Raw genomic sequence first — 25,556 nt, forward strand, 5'->3', positions numbered from 1 at the left:
TCATGAGAGTCGGTCTTAACGCCGTAATTGAAAATTCAGTTTTTTAGTCAAATCGTTTTTGATGGAATGACTGGTGGTTTCACGTTTTTGAAATTGTTTGGGGGTAATGGCGAAGAGTTTTTTAAAAGAGCGAATAAAAACATCCACATTGGAAAAGCCAACGACGTGGGCAACATCACTGATAGACATGGTAGTCATACTTAATAAATCTACCGCATATTCAATTCTTAAATGGTTCAAATAGTCGTGCGGCGTCATTTGTAAATCTTGTTTAAATAATTTGGAAACGTAAACGCGATCAAAACCAATAGCCTGACACATGGTTTTGACCGTGATTGGTTCTTGAAAATGTTGCGCTAAGTAATCGGTGGCTTTGATCGTACAGGGATGTAAGATGACGGCTTTGTCCGGTGTAATCACGTCTGTTTGATAATGAGCTAACCCTGCTAATAATTGGTAAATAATCCCTGTCATGAATAGTTCATCGACCAAGTTTTTAGATTGGTGTTGTAGACATTGTTTGACGCAATCCACAAAAAAGTTTAATTGGCTGGTTTGAAAGACTAAGCGCTGGTTGGAAAAGCCCATTTTGTCTAAATAAAGATGGGCTTTACTACCTTGAAAACCAAAAAATAAATATTGCCACGGATTCTGGTGATCCGCTTGGTAAGCAATGACTTGTTGTGGCGTTGATAAAAATCCATCACCAGCGCTTAATTGCCAAATTTGTTGTTGCGTTTTGACAATCCCTTGTCCTTTCAAAATAATATGAATTAAATATTCATGGCGCATTGTTGGACCGTAATGATGATCGGCTAAATTAGTGGAAAAACCGGCGTGGGTTAAAAAGAGATTAGCATTAGGATCAGTGGTTTGGTTGAAAATATTGACGATTTTTTGCATGAAAAGCTCCTTATAACGGAATAAAAAACTACATTTAATCGATTTTAACACAATCAAGGCAATTTTAATTTGAAAAGGCTTCATTTACAATTAAATGTAAGCGATTCAAGGAAGCGCAAACATTTTACTTGAATGGCCATAAATACTGAGGTGAGAAAATGGCAAAATTAAAAACACGAGTTTCCTATATGCTGGGGACTTTTGGACATGACTTTTTTGCGGCAGCCATGTTGAATTATTTCATTATGTTTATTACCAATCATTTGTTTATTACCAATAATAATCATTTTAATAACCAAATGATTGGCTTAATTACAACCACGATGGTAGTGATTCGAATTGCTGAATTATTTATTGATCCGTTTATCGGTAATATGGTAGATAATACGCATACACGCTTTGGTAAATTTAAGCCATGGGTAATTACGGGAGCCATCGTGTCTGGTATTGCCTTAGCGGTGTTATATACCAGTTTAGGTAATCTAGCAACCAACAATCCGGGGTTATATATTGTTGCTTTTGCGGTCATCTACATTATCATGGATGTTTTTTATTCGTTTAAAGATATTGGTATTTGGTCCATGGTACCAGCGTTGACGCTAGATTCCAATGAACGAGATACTATCAGCACCTGGGGGCGTCTAGGTTCGACAATTGGCGGTAACTTAGTTACCTTAGCGGTAGTTCCGATCGCCCTCTTTTTCTCAGTCCATTATAATGGCGGTCAAGGTGATCGGCGGGGCTGGTTTGCTTTTGGAGTTGTCACTGCTTTGTTATCCATTCTGGGTGCATTAATTATTGGCATTGGTACTAAAGAGCAATCCACACCTTTACGTGAAAATAAGCAGAAAACCAGTACTAAAGATGTTTTTAAAATTCTTTTCCAAAATGATCAGTTAATGTGGACGGCAGTGGCTCACTTCTTCTTTGCGATGGGCTGGGATTTGGTGAATTCATTATTACTCTATTACTTTACCTTTATTTTAGGTAATTCTTCCAAATTTGCGATTTACGGTACGGTCAACTTTATTGTGGGGATGATTTCCGTTTCGCTGTTTCCAGCTTTGGCACACCGTTTTCAAAGACGGAAGGTCTTTTTAATTGGAACACTGGTGATGATGCTAGGCATTTTCTTATTATTCTTTGCTAACTTTTCCACACCATTTGTGATCTTTTCGGCGGCACTAGCGGCTGCTCCACAACCATTATTGTTCTTGGTTATTATGTTGACAATGACTGATACCATTGAATATGGTCAGTTAAAATTACATCATCGTGATGAATCATTAGTCTTATCTGTTCGGCCGTTAGTTGATAAATTAGCTTCCGCGATCGTTAATGGTTTAGTTTCAATCATTGTTATCGCTACTCACATGTCAGGTAATGCCAAAGTTTCGAGTATTACCAGTGCGGATTCTTGGCAATTTAAATGTTATATGTTAGCAGTGCCACTATTGTTATTATGTTGTTCATTAGTAGTTTATTTACGCAAGGTTAAAATTACGGAAGCTAAACATGCACAAATTGTTAGTCAACTAGAAGCTAGTTGGGGTAGTGAATTTGCACAAACAACAACTAATGCACCAGAGAGCAACAATACGGATAGTAGTGCCGCAGTTGCTGATGACGAACTAGTTTTGTTAGCTCCAGTGACTGGACAAGTACAAACTTTAGCACAAGTAGCCGATCCAACCTTTTCTGCTGGTAAAATGGGCCGCGGAGTCGGCATCATGCCGCAAACGAACCAAATTGTTGCCCCTATTAAGGGGACAGTGCAACTTTTATTACCAAGTAAACATGCAATTGGTCTGTTGGCAGATAATGGATTAATGGTCCTGATTCATGTCGGTATTGATACGGTGCAGTTACGTGGCCAAGGCTTTAATTTGTTGGTCGATCGAGGGCAAGAAGTCCAGTCTGGTGATGTTTTACTAGAATTTGATCCGCAAGTGATTCAAGCTGCTGGTTTGTCAGATGAAGTATTACTGACTATTTTAAACGCTAATGAATTAACTAAATTCGAATTATTAACGCAGCCAGAGCAAAACATTACAGCACAACAACCGTTACTGAAGGTACAAAAATAAGGAGTAAAATTATGGCGATTATTATTGATGAAGCAAAAAAGACCTTTCATTTACAAACAAACCATGCCAGTTATTTATTTCAAGTTTTGCCCACTGGTGATTTACAACAGTTATATTATGGAGCTCGCTTAAGTGAGCCTATTAATCTTGCTAATTTAACACAAGTAGCTGGACAAGATGCCACTCCAGCGCAAGAGGTTGATGGTCAAGAATTTCAATGGGACGTAATCAATCAGGAGTATAGTAGTTTTGGCCACGGCGATTTTCGACCAAGTGCTTACCAAGTTACTTCACCGGCGGGGGATCGCATTAGTGAATTTCAATATCAAAAATATCAATTATCTAATGGAAAACAACGCCTAGCACATCTACCGTCCACATTTGATGATAATCAAGATCAAAGTCAAACTTTAACCATTTTTTTACATGATGAGTTGGCCAATTTAGAATTGCAATTAAATTACACAGTTTTTCCAACGCAAGATGTTATTGTCCGCAGTGCTCGTTTTGAAAATTTAAGTACCCAAGCAGTACAATTACCCCGGGCTTTAAGTTTACAGTTAGACTTGCCAGATAGTGATTATGACTTCTTACAATTTGCAGGTTCCTGGGCCCGTGAGCGCCATTTAAGTCGTAATCATCTACATGACGGTGTGCAAAGTATTAGTAGTTTACGCACGGCTTCAAGTCATCAACATAATCCGTTCTTTATTCTGGCGCGGCCAACAACAACGAATTTGACTGGTGAGGCTATGGGCTTTAACTTTGTTTATTCTGGCAACTTTTTGGATAGTGTGGAAGTAGATCAGTATCAACAAGCGCGAGTTTTAGTAGGGATTAACCCGGACGAGTTTTGTTGGCAATTAAAGCCTCAAACCAGTTTTCAAACACCCGAAGCGATTTTTAGCTATACTACGGCAGGATTAAATCAATTGAGTCAGCAACTGAGTGATTTTTACCAGAAGCACCTCGTAGCGCCCCAATTTGCACAGCAAGAACGCCCAATTTTAATTAATAATTGGGAAGCCACGTATTTTGATTTTGATGAAACTAAGTTGTTACATTTGGCTGATCAAGCAAAAGATTTGGGGATTGAATTATTTGTCTTAGATGATGGTTGGTTTGGCAAGCGGGATGATGATACTACTTCTTTAGGTGATTGGGTGAGCGATCGCCGCAAGTTGCCACAAGGAGTAGCTCATTTAGCGCAAGAGATTCACCACAAAGGATTAAAATTCGGTTTATGGTTTGAACCCGAAATGATTTCTTTAAAAAGCCAATTATATCAACAACACCCCGATTGGGTGCTCCATGTTCCGGGACGTAAGGCAACGCCAGGACGGCACCAGTATGTTTTAGACTTAGCGCGGCCAGAAGTCGTGGATTATTTAGCACAAGCTTTGAGTGAGATTATTGCCCAAACGCAGTTAGATTATGTGAAATGGGATATGAATCGCTATATTACTGAAATGTACAGTGCAGCTTTTGCCCCCGAGCAGCAGCAAGAGTTAACACACCGTTATATTTTAGGTGTTTACCAATTGTATGAGCGGTTAACAACCAAGTTTCCCAAGGTGTTGTTTGAATCTTGCGCTTCCGGAGGCGGGCGCTTTGACTTAGGACTGATGTATTATGCGCCACAAGCTTGGACTAGTGATGACACTGATGCCATGGAGCGCTTATTGATTCAATACGGAACGTCGTTTGGTTATTCTTTGTCAATGATGGGAGCACATGTTTCAGCGAGCCCCAATGAACAATTGGGACGCAAGACATCCTTAAAAACTCGCGGAGCGGTGGCCTACTTTGGCGATTTAGGTTATGAATTAGATATAACGCAATTAACTCCTGATCAATTAGCTCAGATTAAACACCAAATTCAGTTTTATAAACGTTATCGGAAGATCTTTCAATTTGGGAATTTTTATCGTTTACAAAGTCCGCTGGCAGGCAACCATAATGAGTTAAGTTGGGGTGTCGTTAATGCTGAACAAACAGTGGCCATCATAGCACATTATCAATTACTCAATCAGCCCCAATGTTTGAATTCACGGTTGAAATTGCAGGGCTTAGATCCTAAGAAGCAGTACCAGATTAATGGACAACCAGCTGCTTATTCAGGCAGTCAGTTAATGAATGCGGGTTATGTTTTGCCCAAGTTAACGAAGCAAGAAGCTGATTTTCAAGCACAATTATTGGTAATTAAAGCAATTTAAATTGAAGATTATTCATATCTTGTTGCAACCTTGTTTAATAAAGAAGGAAATTTTATGACCATTACCCCAGCAACTTTAACGAACGCTTTTGTACAACAATTTGCACAGCAACCCACGAACTTTTATTTTGCACCGGGACGGATCAATTTAATTGGTGAACATCTGGACTATAATGGCGGGATGGTCTTACCTTGTGCAATTAGTCTAGGAACCTATGCGGCTATCAGACCACGAACCGATCAAAAGTGGCGACTTTACTCCGAAAACTTTGCCACAAGTGGTATCTGTGAAATTGATTTGGCTAATTTACATTTATTTAAGGATAATACGTGGCTGAATTATGTTGTAGGAACATTAGAATTATTACTGCGGCAAAAGTTTCAATTAACACATGGATTTGACATCTTGATTCAGGGGGATTTGCCTAATAGTGCAGGCTTATCTTCATCAGCTTCTTTAGAGTTATTGCTAGGGATTATTTGTCAAAGCCAGTTTAATCTGTCGATTTCTTTACAACAATTGGCTTTGAATGGACAGCAAGTAGAAAATGCCTTTATTGGAGTCAATTCGGGAATTATGGATCAGTACGCGGTGGCGTTAGGACAAAAGCAGCAGGCTATTTTATTAGATACGAAGACGTTAACTTATCAATATGTACCGGTGAACTTGGGCGACTATCAAATTGTGATTATGAATTCCAATCAACCGCGAGCTTTAGCTGGTTCAAAATATAATGAACGGCGAAATGCTTGTGAAACTGCGTTAAATTTGTTGCAAACCAAATTAGCAATTCAAACTTTGTGTGAGGTTACGCCGCAGCAATTAGATGAATATAGCTATTTGTTGGTGGATGCAGACGTTTTGAGTAAAGCCCGCCATGTCGTTTGGGAGAATCAACGCACTTTACGGGCACAAACTGCCTTGAAACAACAAGATCTAACGACATTTGGTCATTTGTTAAACGCGTCGCATGTTTCCTTGGAACAAGATTTTGCTGTTAGTGGCATGGCGTTAGATACTTTAGTACATGCCGCTTGGCAATTTGGCGCCTTAGGAGCTCGGATGACGGGGGCAGGCTTTGGTGGGTGCGCGATTGCGATTGTGCAAAATGAACAAACGACAGCATTTATTCAACAGGTAGGGCAAACTTACCAACAAGCAATGCACCAAACAGCGGATTTTTATGTAGCAGAAATTGCTGATGGACCTCATGAAATTAAGGAAGGTTGAACTGAATGGCAACTTTGATTGAAGTGTACGCCGACCGAATTATTCAAACACAGCAAACTTACCAACCGCTAGATCGACGTTATTTAATTAATTTGATTTTGCAAAAGGTTGGTTCTACGCCGCAAGGCTCAGCGCTGCAAGGGTCTTTATTGGAATTAGCACAACAATTAGTTATTTGTGCGCAAAATAATCAACGAATAACGAAACCGTGGCAATCAGCACAGCTGTTAGCGGAATTAACAGATTTGTATACGCCGACTCCGAGCCGAATTAATCAAATATTTTGGAATCAATATCAATTAAGTCCACAACAAGCAACCACAAACTTTTATCATTTATGTCAATCTAATGGGTATGTTCAAGAAGCCGCAATTAAAAAGAATATTGCCTTTCAAACGCCGAGTCCATATGGTGATTTGGAAATTACGATTAATCTTTCGAAACCAGAAAAAGATCCTAAGCAAATTGCCAAGGCCAAAAAACAAGTTAGTGGCTATCCTCATGATGCTCTTAGTTTTGAAAATGAAGGCTATTTGGGAAGTGAGCAGCAAGCACCGCGTCGCAATCATCGCTTAATTCGGCTGAGTTTAGGTGGTGAAATGTGGGGCTTGCAGTATTCACCGTATGCTTATTTTGAGCAACATTGTATTGTGTTATCACAAGCGGAGCGGCTGATGAAAATTGACGCAACCACTTTTAGTAATTTATTAGCAGCTGTTAAAATTTTGCCACACTATTTTTTTGGCAGTAACGCTGATTTACCGATTGTTGGCGGCTCGATCTTAGGCCATGATCATTATCAAGGTGGTCTGCATCAGTTTGCAATGCAAAAAGCGCCGATACAAACTGTTATTTCGTTAAAAGATTTTACTGATGTGACGGCTGGTATTGTGAAGTGGCCGGTAGCCACTATTCGCTTGCAAGGCACTAATCAGCAACGCCTGGTCGCTGCGGCTACGCGAATTTTACGAGTTTGGCAACAATATTCTGATGAAACAGTGGCGGTATTAGCACAAACTGCAGGGCAAAATCACCATACAATTACGCCTATTGCTTATCAAAAGCAGGGTCAATACGTGTTAGATTTAGCATTGCGCGATAATCGCACTTCAATTCAATATCCGGATGGTATTTTTCATCCACATCAAAATTTGCATCATATTAAACGAGAAAATATTGGTTTAATTGAAGTGATGGGCTTAGCCATTTTACCGCCGCGCTTAGTTCCCGAATTACAAGAAGTAACTAAATTTTTATTACAACAACCAAACCAAATGGCTGATTATCATCGACCTTGGGCGCAAATGATGCAACAGAAGTATCCAGAGATTGATACACATAATATTCAACAAATTTTGCAACAAGAATTAGGTTTGGTGTTTCAACAAGTCTTGGCAGATGTCGGTGTGTTTAAACAAGATAACAGTGGTCAAGCTGCTTTTCAACGGTTTATTCAAGCTGTTAATCAGTCTTAAATTAAATTGGCCCAAAGTCGCTGAAAAGTTTAACCAAAATATCTGACTTTTAAAGCACAAAAATGTTCGTATTAAATGCGAACATTTTTTTGTTCTATACTTTTTGTGTGGAGTCACATCCAAATGACATATTTAATGTTACTAGATTATTGGACAAACCAGTGTCTTTTTAATTATTGTTGAAAATAGTAAGATTTGGTTAAAAGTAAATCTTTATCAGAGGTCAATTTATGGTTAATCAATTAAAAAGTTTATTGAAAAGACAATTAAAATTAAAGCATCCGCTCTTAAGTATTAGTACTACCACAGGGATGAGTGCATTACGTGCCTTAAATGCTGGAGCAGACTTTATTATGGTTTTGAATTCTGGTAAGTTCCGCCAAATGGGACGCTCATCTTTAGGGGCATATTTACCTTTTACTAACAGTAATCGTCAGATTTTTGATATCACTAAGCAAGAAATATTGCCACTTATTAATGATTTTCCTTGCGTGATTGGTATTAATGCTACCGATCCTTACCTAAGTGTGTCGAATCTTATCAACTTTTTAAAGCAGTATCACATTTCCGGTGTAGTAAATTATCCTACGGTTAGTTTGTTAGATGGTCAATTTAGAGAAGCCTTGAGTGAAGCCAATATTAAGTATGATCAAGAAATTGAGTTGTTAGAAACGCTACATAAGCAGGGTGTTTTTACGGTAGCTTTTGTTACCAATGAAAAGGAAGCGCTAGCAGCTAATCAAGTTGGAGTGGATGTCATTTGCATTCACCTGGGGTTAACAGAAGGTGGTGTACTGGGTGCACGTAGAATGGCTACTTTTGAATCAATTATTGATAAAGTTAAAAATGTTTGTGAAGTTTTGAACCAAGCCTCTTGTCAAAGTATCCTGATGTTGTACGGAGGTGTTATCAATGATTTAACAGAAGTTCGTTATATCTATAATCTTTTGCCGACTATTAGTGGCTATATTGGTGGTTCTACTTTTGAACGTATTATTCAGGAACAGACAATTGCCAAACAAGTTCATGATTTTAAAACCGCTGATCATACACCAGATGATTCTTTGACTATAAAGACTTTAAGTGATGATTGCCTCCATTATCAACCAATTCAATTTATTGAAAATTATATTCAAAATAACTATTCAAGACCTATTCGCTTAGCAGATTTAGCACAGATTTTACATTTATCACCTACTTATCTAAGCACGATGTTTAAGAAGCAAACTAATAAATCATTTACAGAATATCTGGTCCGTTTTCGTCTTAATAAAGCAGTAGAATTGATGAAACATCAAGAGCAATCACTTAGTAAAATTGCGGAATTAGTTGGTTATTCTGATTATGCACAGTTTAATAAAATTTTTAAAAAGTATTTTGGTCAATCTCCTAGTGTTTATTTAAAACACATATAATCACTAGTAGCGTGAACAATATTACCTGTTTTTGTAACCGCTTTTGACATAATATGAATTCATAAAGTTGAAGGGAGGTTAATTAATGAGCACAATTGCTTTAGTAGGGACTTTAGATACCAAAGGTCAAGAGTATGGCTATGTTCGTCAGATACTGGAACAGTTGGGAAACGAAGTAATTATGATCAATGCAGGTGTTTTTGAACCAACGGTACCAGTAGATATTGATGATGATCAAATAGCTAATGTTGAAGAATTAACCATGGATGATATTCGCAGTAATTATACACGTGGTGAAGCTAATGCTATCTTGGGCCATGGGTTAAGAATACTATTGCCAAGGTTATATCGAGAAGGTAAATTTCAAGGAATTTTATCACTAGGAGGTTCAGGTGGAACTGCTTTGGTTACTCCAGCGATGCGGACATTACCTTTGGGTGTGCCTAAAGTCATGGTTTCGACGATGGCTTCAGGTAATACTAGTGACTATGTAGGAACCAGTGACATTTTAATGATGCCATCAATCGTTGATGTTTCCGGTATCAATAAAATCTCACGGAATGTATTCGAAAATGCTGCCAAAGCTGTTTCGGGAATGGTTAATTTGAAAGTTCATACTGAAAGTGATGACAAGGCATTAATTGGAGCTACCATGTTTGGAGTGACTACTCCGGCAGTGGATCATGTGCGTCAATTATTGACACAGCAAAACTTAGAAACTTTGGTTTTTCATGCTACAGGAACTGGTGGTAAAACGATGGAATCTTTAATTTCCCAAAATTATTTTGAGGGCATTATAGATTTAACTACTACAGAAATTGCTGATGAACTTTGTGGCGGTGTCCTGACAGCTGGACCTACACGATTAGAAGCGGGGATTATATCCAAAATTCCTGAAGTAATTGCTCCAGGAGCTTTAGACATGGTTAATTTTGGAACATTTGATAGTGTTCCTGATAAGTATCGACAGCGCAATTTAGTTAAGCATAATCCGACTGTAACCTTAATGCGGACAACGCCAGCTGAAAATAAAATGTTTGCCGAATATATTAGTGATAAATTAAATCAGGCACAATCACCTGTTACGTTTATGATTCCTTTAAAAGGATTTTCAGAGTTGGATGCTATAGGTGGTCCATTTTATGATCCTGATGCTGATCAAGCATTTGTTACTACATTAAAATCTCGCTTGTATAATCAGTTAGTTACAGTTAAAGAATTACTCTATAACATAAATGATCCACAATTTACCTCTAATTGTGTGACGGAATTAAATTATTTGATGAAAGGAAATGATTAGATTGGATAATAGAAGCAGAAGTCAAATTATTGCAGATTTTAAACAAAAACGCCAAACAGGTGAAGTGTTAGTTGGGGTTGGTGCAGGAACCGGTATTACTGCTAAAAGTAGTGAAGCTGGTGGTGCAGATATGTTAATTATTTATAATTCTGGTCGTTATCGAATGGCTGGTCGTGGTTCTTTAGCCGGTCTATTGTCTTATGGTGACGCTAATCAGATTGTAGTTGAGATGGGCCAAGAAGTGCTACCAATTGTTAAGCATACTCCTGTTTTAGCGGGCGTTTGTGGAACTGATCCGTTTAGAGTAATGGATATTTATTTAAAGCAATTAAAGGATCAAGGGTTTAATGGTGTTCAAAACTTTCCAACGGTTGGTTTGATTGATGGTGTATTTCGTCAAAACTTGGAAGAAACAGGTATGGGTTATGATCTAGAAGTAGACATGATTCATAAGGCTCATGAATTAGGAATGCTAACAACACCTTATGTTTTTGATACTGATCAGGCAACGAAAATGGCTGAAGCGGGTGCTGATATCTTGGTTGCGCATATGGGGTTAACTACCAAAGGTGCCATTGGGGCACAGACCGCTTTAACTTTGGATGAATGCGTTGAAAAAGTACAGGCAATTTTGGATGCTGGACGTAAAGTCAACCCAGATATTATGGTAATTTGTCATGGTGGTCCAATTGCTGAACCTGAAGATGCAGCTTATGTTATTGAACGTGTTAACGGAATTGACGGATTCTTTGGTGCTTCCAGCATTGAACGTTTAGCAGCAGAAAAGAGTATTAAAGAACAAACAGAAAAGTTTGAAGCAATTCGCAAATAATAGTATCCATTTATATTTTAATTAAATTCAAATAGCCCCTAGATGCGATTAGATCTAGGAGCTTTTTTATTGCATTATTATAATGTTGTTTGTAAATATTATCGTCTGCCACTTGATTGTGATAGAATTTGAACTATTAATTAATAAAGTTATAGGAGGCAATGATATGAGTTCAACAATCCAACAAGTAGTTGGTGGTCAAGGCGATACGACTAAAGGTGCAACTGCGACCCCGCAAGATAATTTGTATTTGGCGGTCAATGGTGAATGGCTAAAGACTGCCAAAATTCCTGCTGACAAGTCGCGTGTCGGTGGTTTTTCAGATTTGGATTTAGGCATTGAACAACAATTAATGCAAGATTTGGCAGATTTTGCGGCGGGCACTAAAGAAATTACTAATCCGTTACTGGCGCAGGCTGTTAAATTTTATCAAGTAGCCGCTGATATGGAGCGCCGCAATCAAGAGGGCTTTCAGCCTGCCCAAGCTGGTTATGAGCAAATTAAGCAAGTTACTAGTTTGGCCGATTGGGTTAAGCAATTGCCAGCATGGCTAGCAGCAGGATATCCATTGCCTTTTAGTGTTTATGTGACGGCAGATATGAAGGATACCAGTAAAAATGTTGTCGATTTTTCTGCGCCGGGTTTGATCTTGCCAGATACGACTTATTATGAAGATAATCCGAGTGGTCAAAAATTGTTAGCAGTTTATCAACAAACAGCAACACAATTACTACAAGCCATTGGAGAAACTGCCGCCAATGCTACCCAGATTGCCCAACAAGCCGTGGCGTTTGATCAGTCATTAGCTAAAGTAGTGAAAAGTGCTGAAGAAAAAGCCGATTATGTCAAAGACTATAACCCAACAGCCTTAAGTGATTTGACTAAATTAGGCGGCGTCGTTGATTTTCAGAGCTTGATCGAAGGAGCAGTCGAAGACAACGTAGCCACTGTAAATGTCAGTGAACCGCGTTTTTATAAATACTTTACAGAGATTGTTAATGCAGCTACTTTTGATAACTTAAAGAGCTGGACGTTAGTTAATTATGTTATGGGTGCGGGTGCTTATTTAAGTCAGGATTTACGAGAAATTGCCGGACAGTTCAGTTTGGCTTTGAGCGGTAATCAAGAATTACAGGCACCATTAAAGCAAGCTTATCATTTAGCAGGCTCATATTTTGATGAAGTCATTGGCCAGTATTATGGGCAAACTTATTTTGGTGAGCAAGCCAAAGCGGATGTTGAGCAAATGGTCCGTAAAATGATTGCAATTTATGAACAGCGGATTCAGCAGAATGATTGGCTAAGCTCTCAAACCAAACAACAAGCTGTTGTGAAGTTAGATAAGATGGTGCTCAAAATAGGCTATCCTGAAAAAGTTAATGCTGTTTTCCAAAAGATAACTGTTGATCCAAAGGAATCTTTATGGGCTAATATTCAAGCCATTACTGAAGTTTTGATTGCTGACAATTTTGCTAAATTTAAACTACCAGTGGATCGGGGCGAATGGGCAATGCCGGGGCATTTGGTTAATGCTTGTTATGACCCATCTCGTAATGACATTACATTCCCCGCCGGAATTTTACAGGCGCCATTTTACAGTTTAGAGCAATCTAGCAGTGCTAATTACGGTGGCATTGGAGCCGTGATCGCTCATGAAATTTCGCATGGTTTTGATAATAACGGTGCTCAATTTGATGAATATGGAAACCTGCATGACTGGTGGACTAAAGAAGATTATGCGAAATTTAAAGAATTAACGCAAAAGATGATTCATGAATTTGATGGGATTGATTTTGCGGATGGCAAAGTCAATGGAAAATTGGTTGTGAGTGAAAATGTGGCAGATGCTGGTGGTTTAAGCTGTGCTTTAGAGGCCACTAAGTCTGAAGCGGATGCTGATTTAAAAGAATTCTTTATGAATTGGGCGCGCGTTTGGCGGACCAAATCCACACCACAATTGATGGAAATGTTTTTGAGTATGGATGTGCATGCGCCAGCTCCTTTACGGGCCAATGTCCAAGCCCAAAACATGGACGAGTTTTATACTACGTTTAATGTTGGCGAACATGATGGTATGTGGTTAGAACCAGAAAAGCGGGTCAATATTTGGTAGTTAATCAAATCAGAAAGTTGGTAAACAAGCAATTTCATTGCCTGTTGCCAGCTTTTTTTAATTGTTCAAATTTTGCTTAATTAAAAATTTGTTTGCCGTCATTTGGTAGCAATTTCAAACTAAATACTAGTAAAAGTGTTTTTTAGTAATATAATAATTTATAGAAACAAATGTTAGCGCTATCGATGAGTTCGGGGATTAATGAATATATTTTGGCGAAAATTGCAGAATAACTAGTGCTGACGAAAGGAGAGATTATTATGGTTGAGACAGTTCAGATTGGTAAAAGTGATGTAACGACAATTAAGTTAGGTTTGGGTGCTAATAAAGTTGGTGGTCATAATCTATTTCAAAATTTGAAGGAGCAAGATGGCTATGATTTGTTACGCGAATCTATTGCCCAAGGTGTTAATTTTTTAGATACGGCGTTTGATTATGGACGCGGGCGTTCGGAAGAGATTATTGGCGACGTCTTGCAAGAATATGATCGTTCCAAGATAATTGTGGCTGATAAGGCGGCACAAGATCCAGCCCAAAACTTCGCCATGAATAACACTCCACAATTTTTAACAGAAGCTGTTGATAAGGCTTTGAAGCGGTTAAAGACCGACTACATTGATATTTTTTATATTCATTTTCCTGATGAAAAGACTCCTAAAGATGAAGCCGTGGCTGCTTTAGTTGATTTGAAAAAAGCAGGTAAAATTCGCGCCATCGGGGTGTCTAACTTTTCTTTGGAGCAAATTAAGGAAGCTAATAAAGATGGTCAAGTTGACATTGTAGAAGATCAATTTAGTCTAATCTATAAAAGTCCAGCCCAAGAAGAAATGCAATATCTCAAAGATCATCAAATCTCGTTTGTACCATATTTCCCATTAGCTTCGGGCTTGTTAACTGGTAAATATACTAAAGCCGATTGGAACAAGTTTCACCAAAGTGACGGCGGTAAGTTATTGGAAGATTTAACTGAATCTAAGTTCAATGATGCAATTACTGGCTTGGAACAAGTTCGGACCATTGCGCAAGCTCATGCTGCGACAGTCACGCAAGTTGTTTTAGCTTGGTATATGGCTAATCCGCTAGTTAGTGTGGTCATCCCAGGAGCACGGAATGTCAAGCAAGTTCAGGGCAATGCCGCCGCTTTAAAAATTAACTTAACTGCGAGTGAATATCAAACAATTGATCAAGCATTTAAGATGTTTTAATAGATACTAGATCAAAAGATTAGGTTGAGACAAAAGTTGGAAGTGCAAGCAAAACTTCTAAACAATTTTTGTCGCAACCTTTTTTGTTTTAGTTGTCACTATTTATGTTCAAAAATTATAAATTAAATTGATCAATAAGGTTGGATTAATGCTTGGTAAATGTTAAGATGTTTTCTTGTGCATTTATCTTATTGTGTGAACTATTTTTGCTGTACTAAATCTTGATATATCAAAAATAATAATCAATTAATCAGGTAAGCTGGCAATGGACACTTAAAAATTGAAGACCGCCAGTGCTTAATGGTTAAATCATTTTTGTTTTAGTTCTATCATAGAGAAGCGCAGCATTTTGTTTTGCTGCTGTTATTTTGGAAAACTGAGCAGTTTAAAAAATTATGTTTTGGAGGAATCAAAGTGAAGAAAAATTTCTTAAGAATATCAGGATTATTTTTGTTGATGTTCTTTTTCTTTATTAGTAGCGCGCTGAATATTAAGGCGGCTACCAAAACGCAAACCATTACTAGTTTGCCCGAACCAACTTGGATTGAAAATGCGGGTATGAGTAAGGGTAAGTATCATGATCGCCAAGATTTGGGATTTATCTTGCGTGAAAATACGGTCTTGAAAGTTCGGCAAACTAATCCTAACTTTACTGGTAACTTAACCTTGCGGTTACTGGGTTATGATTCGAAAATGGAAAAAAGTGTGACGGTCGGTTCCAACTGGACAACTGTGAGTGCAGATTCACCATTAGTACCCTTTGTCGATACTCCTTATGGCAAGACATCTGCGACTTTAGAATATGAAATCGAAGATACGAGAGCGCAAAAGCCGTTACCAATTTATACCTACAAAGGTGATCAAACCGCCTTTTTCAAGACTTGGGACCAATACGACGGTAATTTTGCTTTAATTAAGGGCAAAGACTTTCAATTGTTAATTCCCAAGAGCGATAAAGAAGCTGTGAGAAAGTTAACTGATTACAAAAACCTAGACGAATTAATTGATCACTATACTGAGATTTTTGCTTTTTATAACAAAATGGCCGGTTTTGACGGATCTACACCAACCAACATGAACGGTCAAAATCGTTACTTCTTAAAAGCAGACGCTCATGGCTCTGGTGGCGCTTATTATAGCGATCAGTGGGCCGCTAATACTTCCAGATCCGTAAAAATGTGGCTGACCAAACTTGATTGGGCTACTTTACACGAAATTGCGCACGGTTATCAAGCTGGTTTTGATGGCGTCGGTATGTATACTGGTGAAGTGTCTAATAATTTGTTTGGCGTGCAATATCAATATACTAAATACGGTAAGAAAGCTGATCAAATTGGCTGGCTCTTTAACTATGGTAAAAAAGATGCTGTAGAAAATAGTCTGTACAAAACCCTAGTGACTGACAAAGGTGGTTATGCTGATGTTGATTTACGCGGTAAATTAATTCTATTAACCATGCTCAAGCAAAAAGCTGGTGACAGTTCCTTTACTAAGATGTACCAAGAATATCGGCAATTAGCCAACCAGCCAGGATTTAAGAAGAGTGACTACCCATTACCAGACTTGATGAACCGAGTTTACAGTGAAAATAGTCACCAGGACTTTACCCCGGTATTACAACGTTGGGGCTTAAGCGTTAATGGTTCACAACAAGAAAAAAATCGAGCTGCTAATTATCCAGCTGTGGCGTCCTTAGCTGATGTCGTACCACAAGCTCAACTAGCTACTGCGCGGAAATTATTAGACAAAAACATTTTAATTAATTCCAATTTTGAAATGGTTCAAAACAAAGACATTGCCCCGTTAAACTTAACTGGTAACTTAACGTTGAATCTGACTACTGATGACATCCAGAACTTAAAGGGTACAACGGTTGCTTTAAAGGACGGTGCTAAAGTGGTGGCTTCGCAACCAATCACGGCTAAGACTATTACCTTTAAGAATGTGCCGAACGGTATTTACACCTTAGCTTTCTCTGGAAAAGCCATGCAGCAATACATGCCGAATAAGAACTACGTTTATGTGAAAGAAGCGAACAACAATACAGCACTGACTTTGAAAAATGTTAGTGTTAGTTCTTTAACTAATCAGGAATTAGATTTTCTGGGTGTCAATGACAATAAGTTTGCCACCTTGAAGACAAATTTAAATCAGCACCAGGCAACTTTGGCAATTACTAATACCACACCGCATTCTTATTACAAGGGTCAAAAGTATGCACAAATAACTGTGAAAGACAGCAACAATAAGACTACTTTTACTAAGACCATTGAAGGTGCTGGTGTCACTAAGGGGAATGTGACCTTTGCTTTAAACCCGGATGATACACTGGAGATTTATCACGCAGAAACGAAGAATCGCTTAACTTCGACAGATAACATTGTTGATAAAACTAATAACATGAACAAGTGGACTGTGACTAAGTTTGGTTTAAAGAACAATGCTTTAAACAATGATCCACAACAAATTTTGATCAATAAAATTAGTAATCAATGTTCCCAATTGATGAATCAACAAGACCAACAAAATATTCCATTAGCACAATCGCCAGTGAAAAAAGCTTTGTTGGCGGACATCAATTTGTTAGATGAACCATATCAGAGTACCTACAAACAGATGTATGGTCTTTTGTTTAGATAATAGCTTCTTTTCAAGAAAAGGGTTTTAGAAATTATTGATTATGTAATTTAAAAATACCGCTTTACTTTTTATATTGGACGTCAGGTGAGTAAAACTAGGAATTTATTCCGCAGATTTATTAACGCCTGTGGCGTCCTTTTTTATTTGCAACAAAGTTTGAGATATTTATTTGGCGTCTGGAAAAGCTAGTCTATAATATGAATTGTGAAGAGAAAATGATTTATTTCTGGTGTTCAGAGGAGAGAAAACTATGTTAACCAAATTTACGGTTAGTCCAAAGCTCTGGCAATTATTTCCAGAGGCCAGTATTTCGGTAATTGTTGCCAAAGATGTTGATAATCATTCGCAAGCTGATATGCCAAAGTTGTTGGCTGAAGCTAACCAGAATGCTGTTAAATGGTTGCCAGAGGATGCTATTGGCCAAAATCCGGTAGTTCAAGATTGGCGGCAAGCTTATCACAAGTTTAAAACCAAAAAAGGAGCGCGTAGTTCAGTTGAAAATCTGCTGAAGCGGGCTAAGCAAGGTAAAGGTGTCGGTTCGATTAATCCGATTGTTGATCTTTATAATATTGTATCTTTGACATGGGCTTTTCCTTTGGGTGGACAGGACATGGATTTGTTGCAAGGTCATTTAGAGTTAACGATTGCTCAAGGTGGCGAGCACTTTTTCCCAATCGGGGAAGATTCTGCTGAGGAAGCTTTGCCAGGTGAAGTAATTTATCAAGATGGAGAGTCAGTTGTTTGTCGTTGCTGGAATTGGCGGGATAGTGACCGTGTTTCAATTAGTGATGATTCCCAGAACATTATTTTCTATTTAGAAAATGTTAATCCTGAACGTGCGGATGATCAAAAGCAAGCTGTAGAATTGTTGCAAAATCTACTACAGAAATATTTAGGAGTCCAAACGCAAACTTGGCTTGTTAATCAGGAAAATCCAGCGATTGATTTTAGTAAGTAACATCTTTAATATTCTTGAAATAAAAAGGCTGCTTATCGTAAGTTGATGAACAGCTTTTTCCGTATAGTGTTGTGAATGGTAGTGATCTATTCAGTTGCAGAAATAATTGGTAAGTCAGATTTGAACAGCTGAAAACGTGTGGTAAACTTTGGTCTAAAGTGATAGTATCAGGGTATTTATTGTCAAATTAAAATGTTTTTACCCCAGTAACTAGTGTTGTAGTGTGTTTAGAAATTTTGATTGAGATATTTGAAAGATATTATGATATGGTTTGGTAGTTGTATCAGGCTTTCACAAATCATTAAATGAACCTTGAAAAATAATGTCTCCACTTTTTTTAAATTTGTTGCAGAATTTTAGTAATACCTTGAGTATGTAATCTAATGCTGAGCTTTTCAAAGATATATAAGACATCGCTATAGTTAAAATATAAACTAATCTCTAAAATTTAGTTAATCAATAAGGAGAATTTGATATGGAAAATGTAGCATTAGTGGTAATTGATGTACAAAAAACTTTTCGCGATGGTAGCTGGGGAGCGCGGAATAATGAATTTGCTGAAGATAATGTGCAACAGTTGTTACAAATTTTTCGTAAGCAAGAAAAATTAGTTATTAACGTACATCATATTAGTGATGATCCGCAATCGCGGTTTTATTTTCAAAGTCCTGGTTTCCAATTTCAAGAGCAGGCCGAACCTTTATCTTCGGAAATTGTTTTGGAGAAAACGGTGAACAGTGCTTTTATTGGAACTAAATTAGAAAATATTTTACGAGAGCATCAAATTAAAAAATTATTCATTTGTGGCTTGACCACGCCGCATTGCGTATCCACCACTACGCGAATGGCTGGAAATTTAGGATTTGATACTTACTTAGTGGAAGATGCAACGGCTTCTTTTGCAATTAAGGATTATCGTGGTCAAAGTTATAGCGCCCAAGAAGTTCAGGATGTGTCAATTGCTACCTTGGATCAAGAATTTGCGACAATTATCAAAACCGTTGACGTGGAAAAATATATTTAAGCTTTCCATTTTGACTTTGAAGACTTGTCAATAGTTACTTAGTTTTGAAATTGAATTAGATTAACTGTTGACATTTCTAAATTAAAGTTTTATAACTAAATTATAAAATACTAAAGAGGGGTAAAACAATGACATCATCAGTACAAGCAACTACACGAATTATTATCAGCATTATCATTATTGAATGATAGGTGCTGACAACTTGTGGTGCCTATCAAAGCCAATTTGGTAGGCAGCTGATGATTCATTTTTAGGTCCGCTGCTTAAAATATAAGCCGCGGATCTTTTTTATTTCTCTAACAAAGGAGAGAGTATCATGACACTGACAGAACAACAAAACCAATTAGCTAAGGATTTATACCAAGCATTTAAGGACAATCAACCACTCCAAAGTTTTGATTATGCTGATGTGGTCAATGATTTTGACACAGCATATGAGGTGCAACAAGCAGTGATGAAATTAAAGGGGCAGCCTACGGCTGGTTATAAGGTATCTTTAACTTCAGAGCAAACGCAAAGAATGTTTGATGCTGATTCACCACTTTATGGCGCGCAGGTAGCGGACAAATTTTTAGATTCTGGAACCACCTTGAGTTTGAAAGATTACAATGAGCCTTTGGTCGAAGTTGAATTTGAATTTACTGCTAAACGACCGCTGACCCCTACAATGTCAGAAACCGAGTTGTTACAAAATTGTTATGTTGCTGCGGATATGGAGGTGCCTGATGCGCGGTTTACGAACTGGTTCCCGGATCTGAATAAATATTTAGTATTAAGTGATACGGCTGTTGGGGGCGCAGTCGTGGGTGGCAAGGTGAAAGATGGTGCTACCTTAAAGCTAGCGGATTTAGCTCACGTTTTTGCAGTTTTAACTTTTAATGGTGAGGAACAAGCCCATGGCCAAGGCAGTGAAGTTTTGGGTAATCCAGTGACAGCTTTAAAATGGTTAGTTAAAAAATTGTCTGAGCAAGGCTTTAGTTTCCCAGCGGGGACGCATGCGTCAACCGGAACATTTATCTTGCCGCCACACTTACAACCGGGAACTTGGGAAGCAAAATTTACGGATGATTTTGGAACAGTCACTTTGAATGTAACTGACTAATGTCATTATTAGTGGTCATGTTTTAAATGATTTAAGGGTCTAATGTTCGATCGGTGATCGAAGTTAGGCTCTTTTAATGTTTTATAGCTAAAATTAAAAATGGTATAATAAAAGATATTTTTAGAAAGCGATTACGCGAAATTGAGCTTAATTCTAGAAACAATGGCGAGCGTAACTGTCTTTCTAGGAATATCCAACCAATTAGTCAGAGCAGCAGCTACTAGTTGAGTTACTTGGCTAATATTTACTTAAGCATAACTAAACTTAAAGGAGTAATGACATGGTTCGATTGACGGATGATTATCAACAACAAGCAACAAGTTTTCGAGAGGCGGGCATTACCGTTCCCCAATACGATCAAACTGCGCTCACGCAAAAAACGCTCCAAGCCCCCATTTGGATTCATTTTGGTGGCGGCAATTTATTTCGTTGTTTTCATGCGAAGATTGCTCAAGATTTATTAAATCAGGGGGAATTAGACCGCGGAATCATTGTGGCGGAAACTTTTGACCCCGAAGTGATTGAAAAAATTTATCAGCCGGCCAATAATCGGATGCTTAGTGTTGTTCTCAAAGAGGATGGCACGTTAGATAAAGAGTTGTTAGCTAGTGTGGCCGCTTCACTATTTGTAGATCATCATGATGCCCAGCAGTGGGCGCAATTGACGAACTATTTTGTGGCACCAACACTACAATTGGTGACTTTTTCAATTACGGAAAAAGGTTATTCATTAGTTGATGTGGCCGGCAACTTAACCAAGGCAGCCCAGGCAGACATTGCTCACGGACCGGAGGCACCAATCACCAATATGGGCATTGTGGCGCACTTGTTATATGAACGTTTTAAAGCTGGTCAATTACCACTAGCGTTAGTCAGTACCGATAACTTTTCACAGAATGGTTTAAAACTGCAAACGGAAGTTTTACGAATTGCCAAAGGCTGGGTTGATAATCAGTTGGTAGCAGCCGATTTTATTGATTATTTGACTAATCCTGAGTTAATCACCTTCCCGTGCAGTATGATTGATCGGATTACGCCCAGTCCAAGTGCTGATGTAGCCCAACAATTACAACAAAGTGGTTTTAGTGATACACAAATTTTGACCACAGCTAAAACTACCGTGATTGCGCCCTTTGCCAATACTGAGGAAGTGCACTATTTAGTCATTGAGGATAACTTTCCAAATGGGCGTCCGCAGTTGGAACAAGCGGGGGTTATTATGACTGACCGAGCCACGGTTAATGATGCTGATCAAATGAAAGTAACGGCGTGCTTGAATCCTTTGCATACTGCCTTAGCAATCTTCGGCTCGTTACTAGGCTTTACTTCGATTGCTGATGAAGTGGCTGATGCCGATTTATTAGGTTTAATCAAGAATTTGGGTTATGGTGAAGCTCTGCCTGTAGTCAAAGATCCCAAGATTATTAATCCACAAAAGTTTATTGCAGAATTAATTGACAAGCGTTTGCCTAATAAAAATATTCCAGATACTCCATATCGGATTGCCACGGATACGTCACAATTATTAGCGATCCGCTATGGAGTAACGTTGCAACATTATGTAGATGATCCCACACGCGATCCGCAAACTTTGGAATTTATTCCTTTAATTTTAGCGGGCTGGTGTCGTTACTTAATGGGTGTAGATGACCAAGGACAGCAGTTTGTGCAAAGTCCCGATCCCCAATTGGCAACCTTAAAAGCTTATGTACAAGACGTACAGTTAGGAGTTTCTGATGTAGATGTGCACCAGGTTTTACAGCCCATCTTAAGTAATCGTAGTAGTTTTGGGAATGATCTCTATGCAATTGGCGTGGGTACTAAGGTTGAAAATTACTTTCAACGCTTAATTGCTGGCCCGGGTGCGGTACGGCAAGTGTTGCATGATACGGTGACCACTAAGGGAGAGCAATTTCATTAGGCGACAGGGATAGAATTTGTTGCTTAACAATAACTAACTTTAAAAAATTACAATGGAGTGCCTATATTTTAGGTGCTTTTTTGTTGTACAAAATAAGTTTTTACGTTAGAATACGATATTTGTTTGGTGAAGGACAGCACTTACTTGACAAAGCATGGTAAGGCTTTCATAATGCTTCGTATGACAGATGATTCTGAATTAATATACTTAAAATAAAGGGGTTATTATGCTAGATAAAGATTTTTTATGGGGGGCATCATTATCAGCCCACCAAACCGAAGGGGCGGCTAGTGAAGATGGCAAGTCTGCTTCGGTGCAAGACTGTCGCCAACGCGATCCACAAATTGCTGATTTTACAGTGGCTAGTGATCATTATCACCGCTATCAGGAAGATATTGAATTATTGGCTCAGATGGGAGTTAAGGCGTTACGGATTTCGATCCCGTGGACGCGCATTATTCCCCAAGGTGTGGGTGCGGTTAATCCGTTAGCGATTAAACATTATCAAGACGTGTTTAATACAATGCATCACTTTGATATAGAACCGATGGTGACAATGTATCACTTTGATTTGCCCCAGAGCTTGCAGGACCAAGGCGGTTGGACTAATCGACAAACGGTCCAAGCCTATGAGCAATATGCACAAACTTTGTTTGAAAATTTTGGTGATCAAGTTCATTATTGGTTAACCATTAATGAACCTAACATTATGTTGTTAGCTGATCGCAAAATTTTAGGTTTTACTTATACTCATCAGCAGCGCTACCAAGCTTTTTATAATCTAATGATTGCTGAAAAAAAGGCCTTTGCTTTATGCCACCAAATGTTACCGCAGGCTCAAATTGGTCCAGTGCCTAATATTTCTTACGTTTATCCGGGGAGTGCTGATCCGAAAGACATTCGTGCGGCGGAATATTTTAATGCGGTGCGGAACTGGGCGTATTTAGACTTTTCGGTACGTGGGCGGCTGAATCCTCTGTTTAAATCTTATTTACACCAAACCGGCATTGATTTGGAAATTTTACCAGAAGATCAAGCTTTGGTAACCGAGAACTTTCCAGACTTTTTGGGAATCAATTATTACACGAGTGTGACTGTTGAATATCCCAAGACGCACCAAGACCGATTCAGTGGCGTCAGCGATCAGCAATCAGAAGACGTCTATGAAGCAGGATTTTATAAAGGCTTGACCAATCCGTATCTACAGAAAAATGATTTTAACTGGACAGTAGATCCTTTAGGTTTACAAACGACACTGGAAGTCATTAATGATCGTTATCAATTGCCAATTTATATTATGGAAAATGGCTTAGGGGCATATGATGAATTGACCAGTGATCACCAAATTCATGATCCATACCGCATTGATTATCTCAAACAACATATTTTTAGTGTGCAACAGGCTGTGGCAGCTGGAGTGCCTGTCAAAGGTTATTTACCGTGGTCAGCCTTAGATTTAGTGAGTGTGCATGAAGGAATGAAAAAGCGTTATGGTTTAATTTATGTCGATCGGACAGAGCAAGATTTAAAAACGCTGGCCCGTTATCCCAAAGATAGTTATTTCTGGTATCAGCAAGTGATTAAACAGCGAGGAGTCGAGTAATGCAAGCAATCTTTGATTTTTTAAATAAGTACTTGTTACCGCCGCTCAATAAATTAGCCAATACCAAAATCATTCGGGCCATCATGGATGCCAGTTTGGCAGCGGTGCCCTTTACGATTGTGGCGTCTATCTTTCTAATTTTAAATAATTTGCCACAAATTTTTCCCTTTGCGGCTAATTTTTTCAAAAATACCATTATGAAATTTAGTGGCTTTTACATGTTGGGCAATACCATGGCTTTGGGTTCCATTGCACTCTATTACGCAGTGGCTTTAGGGTATTATTACATTGAACAATATCGCAAAGCTGGAGAAACTCAACTTAATTCGTTTACCGGAGCTTTACTGTCATTATTTGCGTTTTTGTTAACCATTCCTAGTATTTCTTGGCAAAAAGGATCCGCTGTGGGTGCAGATAAAGTGGTTGCCGCCCATAACTATCTAGCTGGTGGAGTATCCATGGTTAATGGTTGGCTGACTCGCTTTGGTGGCGTCGGAATTTTTATTGCAATTATTACGGGAGTTATTGCCATGCAGCTGTACCGTTTGTGTGTCAATAAAAATGTCACCATTAAAATGCCCCAAGGGGTCCCGGAAGGTGTTAGTCGCTCCTTCGCCTCGTTAATTCCCGCTATTTTAGTGGCGGTGGTAATGATTGGTTTAGATATTATCTTAGGCTTAATGGGGACCGATTTACATCAACTATTATCTGCACCATTTGGCTTTGTCAAAAATCTGACCGGATCATGGTTAGGCATGATGGTAATTTTATTATTGATTCACTTACTCTGGGCTGTTGGTGTTCACGGGACGGCAATTATCAAGAATAGTTTTGTAAACCCCATTTTATTAGTGGCTTTAACCGAAAATATTAATGGTCAGCATAATATTTTTGCCGGCGATTTTATTAATATGTGGGTCTTTATTGGTGGCGCTGGTGGTACGCTGGGCTTAGTAATTTTAATGCTAACTGTGGCCAAATCGGCGCAATTGAAAACTTTAGGAAAAACAGCGATTTTACCAGCCATCTTTAATATTAATGAACCAGTGATTTTTGGCGCACCGATTGTTTATAACCCATATTTAATTATTCCGTTTATCGTTAATCCCATGGTCTTAGCTTCCATTGCCTATGTGGCAATTAAACTACATTTTGTGGGTTATGTTAACGCCGCGATTGCCTGGATTTTGCCGGTGGGTGTTGGCGCTTTTATTGGAACAAGTGGCAATTTGATGGCTGCCGCAGTGGCGTTGTTGAATTTAGTCGTGTCACTAGTCATTTACTATCCATTTTTGAAGATGTATGACAAGAAATTATATCAAGAGGAACAACAAGCAACTTCCGAACCAGTCGCTAATCCAGTAAATTAAAAATTTGTACAGTTCAAAAGTCGCAGGAATCTGCGACTTTTTTAGTATCAGCAAGTTATTAGAAACAACACGCTGAAAAATTAAGGTTGACAATTGGAGGAAAACGAATACAATAAGATTGTAATTTAGTTAAACGGTTAACTAAATTTGCTCAACCAAATC

17 protein-coding genes are annotated in these 25,556 nt (G+C 38.4%); 16 read left to right on the plus strand and 1 reads right to left on the minus strand.

Going from position 1 to position 25,556, the window contains the following annotated elements:
• Positions 1-15: 15 nt before the first annotated feature.
• Positions 16-903, minus strand: a complete 888-nt coding sequence (locus tag AC3B5B_RS04685; RefSeq protein ID WP_489756751.1) for an AraC family transcriptional regulator — start codon at positions 901-903, stop codon at positions 16-18.
• Between the two features lie 158 nt (positions 904-1,061).
• Between AC3B5B_RS04685 and AC3B5B_RS04690 the strand changes: the two genes are divergently transcribed.
• The 16 genes from AC3B5B_RS04690 (at position 1,062) to celB (ending at position 25,394) form a co-directional block, all read left to right on the plus strand.
• The gene (locus tag AC3B5B_RS04690) at positions 1,062-2,990 is read left to right on the plus strand and encodes a sugar MFS transporter (RefSeq protein WP_489769439.1); all 1,929 of its coding nucleotides are present in this window, start codon (positions 1,062-1,064) and stop codon (positions 2,988-2,990) included.
• A gap of 11 nt (positions 2,991-3,001) precedes the next feature.
• On the plus strand, positions 3,002-5,206 hold the full coding sequence (locus tag AC3B5B_RS04695; RefSeq protein ID WP_489769440.1) for an alpha-galactosidase: 2,205 nt from the start codon (positions 3,002-3,004) through the stop codon (positions 5,204-5,206).
• Between the two features lie 54 nt (positions 5,207-5,260).
• Entirely contained in the window at positions 5,261-6,436 is a 1,176-nt protein-coding gene (locus AC3B5B_RS04700) for a galactokinase (RefSeq protein ID WP_489756748.1), read from the plus strand.
• Positions 6,437-6,441: 5 nt separating this feature from the next.
• On the plus strand, positions 6,442-7,911 hold the full coding sequence (locus AC3B5B_RS04705; protein ID WP_489769441.1) for a UDP-glucose--hexose-1-phosphate uridylyltransferase: 1,470 nt from the start codon (positions 6,442-6,444) through the stop codon (positions 7,909-7,911).
• 230 nt (positions 7,912-8,141) lie between these two features.
• Positions 8,142-9,326 carry a phosphoenolpyruvate hydrolase family protein gene (locus AC3B5B_RS04710; protein ID WP_489769442.1) on the plus strand — a complete coding sequence of 395 codons (1,185 nt, stop codon included), beginning with the start codon at positions 8,142-8,144 and terminating at the stop codon, positions 9,324-9,326.
• 85 nt (positions 9,327-9,411) lie between these two features.
• Positions 9,412-10,626 carry a Tm-1-like ATP-binding domain-containing protein gene (locus tag AC3B5B_RS04715; protein ID WP_489769443.1) on the plus strand — a complete coding sequence of 405 codons (1,215 nt, stop codon included), beginning with the start codon at positions 9,412-9,414 and terminating at the stop codon, positions 10,624-10,626.
• Position 10,627: 1 nt separating this feature from the next.
• The gene (locus AC3B5B_RS04720) at positions 10,628-11,458 is read left to right on the plus strand and encodes a phosphoenolpyruvate hydrolase family protein (RefSeq protein WP_489756744.1); all 831 of its coding nucleotides are present in this window, start codon (positions 10,628-10,630) and stop codon (positions 11,456-11,458) included.
• Positions 11,459-11,624: 166 nt separating this feature from the next.
• Positions 11,625-13,571: a M13 family metallopeptidase gene (locus AC3B5B_RS04725; protein WP_489769444.1), complete on the plus strand. Its 1,947-nt coding sequence runs from the start codon at positions 11,625-11,627 to the stop codon at positions 13,569-13,571.
• 260 nt (positions 13,572-13,831) lie between these two features.
• On the plus strand, positions 13,832-14,776 hold the full coding sequence (locus AC3B5B_RS04730; protein WP_489769445.1) for an aldo/keto reductase: 945 nt from the start codon (positions 13,832-13,834) through the stop codon (positions 14,774-14,776).
• A gap of 414 nt (positions 14,777-15,190) precedes the next feature.
• On the plus strand, positions 15,191-17,416 hold the full coding sequence (locus tag AC3B5B_RS04735; protein ID WP_489769446.1) for a putative mucin/carbohydrate-binding domain-containing protein: 2,226 nt from the start codon (positions 15,191-15,193) through the stop codon (positions 17,414-17,416).
• Between the two features lie 250 nt (positions 17,417-17,666).
• Entirely contained in the window at positions 17,667-18,374 is a 708-nt protein-coding gene (locus AC3B5B_RS04740) for a B3/B4 domain-containing protein (RefSeq protein WP_489769447.1), read from the plus strand.
• Positions 18,375-18,849: 475 nt separating this feature from the next.
• Positions 18,850-19,398 carry a cysteine hydrolase family protein gene (locus AC3B5B_RS04745; RefSeq protein ID WP_489756739.1) on the plus strand — a complete coding sequence of 183 codons (549 nt, stop codon included), beginning with the start codon at positions 18,850-18,852 and terminating at the stop codon, positions 19,396-19,398.
• A 316-nt stretch (positions 19,399-19,714) separates the two neighbouring features.
• Positions 19,715-20,500, plus strand: coding sequence for a 2-keto-4-pentenoate hydratase (locus tag AC3B5B_RS04750; RefSeq protein ID WP_489769448.1), 786 nt, complete (start codon positions 19,715-19,717; stop codon positions 20,498-20,500).
• 280 nt (positions 20,501-20,780) lie between these two features.
• Positions 20,781-22,421: a mannitol dehydrogenase family protein gene (locus AC3B5B_RS04755; RefSeq protein WP_489769449.1), complete on the plus strand. Its 1,641-nt coding sequence runs from the start codon at positions 20,781-20,783 to the stop codon at positions 22,419-22,421.
• A gap of 226 nt (positions 22,422-22,647) precedes the next feature.
• The gene (locus AC3B5B_RS04760; protein WP_489769450.1) at positions 22,648-24,024 is read left to right on the plus strand and encodes a glycoside hydrolase family 1 protein; all 1,377 of its coding nucleotides are present in this window, start codon (positions 22,648-22,650) and stop codon (positions 24,022-24,024) included.
• Complete coding sequence (gene celB, locus AC3B5B_RS04765; RefSeq protein WP_489769451.1) at positions 24,024-25,394, plus strand: PTS cellobiose transporter subunit IIC; 1,371 nt, start codon at positions 24,024-24,026, stop codon at positions 25,392-25,394. Before AC3B5B_RS04760 ends, celB begins: the two co-directional genes overlap by 1 nt.
• The last annotated feature ends 162 nt before the right edge of the window (positions 25,395-25,556 follow it).

It is taken from the genome of Bombilactobacillus sp. ESL1187 (assembly GCF_058107155.1).

Bases quoted from the DNA above. Each gene is read 5' to 3' on its own strand.
- AC3B5B_RS04730 (WP_489769445.1), top strand. From the start codon at position 13,832: ATGGTTGAGACAGTTCAGATTGGTAAAAGTGATGTAACGACAATTAAG.
- AC3B5B_RS04700 (WP_489756748.1), top strand. From the start codon at position 5,261: ATGACCATTACCCCAGCAACTTTAACGAACGCTTTTGTACAACAATTT.
- AC3B5B_RS04740 (WP_489769447.1), top strand. From the start codon at position 17,667: ATGTTAACCAAATTTACGGTTAGTCCAAAGCTCTGGCAATTATTTCCA.
- AC3B5B_RS04705 (WP_489769441.1), top strand. From the start codon at position 6,442: ATGGCAACTTTGATTGAAGTGTACGCCGACCGAATTATTCAAACACAG.
- AC3B5B_RS04690 (WP_489769439.1), top strand. From the start codon at position 1,062: ATGGCAAAATTAAAAACACGAGTTTCCTATATGCTGGGGACTTTTGGA.
- AC3B5B_RS04685 (WP_489756751.1), bottom strand. From the start codon at position 903: ATGCAAAAAATCGTCAATATTTTCAACCAAACCACTGATCCTAATGCT.
- AC3B5B_RS04695 (WP_489769440.1), top strand. From the start codon at position 3,002: ATGGCGATTATTATTGATGAAGCAAAAAAGACCTTTCATTTACAAACA.
- celB (WP_489769451.1), top strand. From the start codon at position 24,024: ATGCAAGCAATCTTTGATTTTTTAAATAAGTACTTGTTACCGCCGCTC.
- AC3B5B_RS04725 (WP_489769444.1), top strand. From the start codon at position 11,625: ATGAGTTCAACAATCCAACAAGTAGTTGGTGGTCAAGGCGATACGACT.
- AC3B5B_RS04750 (WP_489769448.1), top strand. From the start codon at position 19,715: ATGACACTGACAGAACAACAAAACCAATTAGCTAAGGATTTATACCAA.
- AC3B5B_RS04715 (WP_489769443.1), top strand. From the start codon at position 9,412: ATGAGCACAATTGCTTTAGTAGGGACTTTAGATACCAAAGGTCAAGAG.
- AC3B5B_RS04745 (WP_489756739.1), top strand. From the start codon at position 18,850: ATGGAAAATGTAGCATTAGTGGTAATTGATGTACAAAAAACTTTTCGC.
- AC3B5B_RS04760 (WP_489769450.1), top strand. From the start codon at position 22,648: ATGCTAGATAAAGATTTTTTATGGGGGGCATCATTATCAGCCCACCAA.
- AC3B5B_RS04755 (WP_489769449.1), top strand. From the start codon at position 20,781: ATGGTTCGATTGACGGATGATTATCAACAACAAGCAACAAGTTTTCGA.
- AC3B5B_RS04710 (WP_489769442.1), top strand. From the start codon at position 8,142: ATGGTTAATCAATTAAAAAGTTTATTGAAAAGACAATTAAAATTAAAG.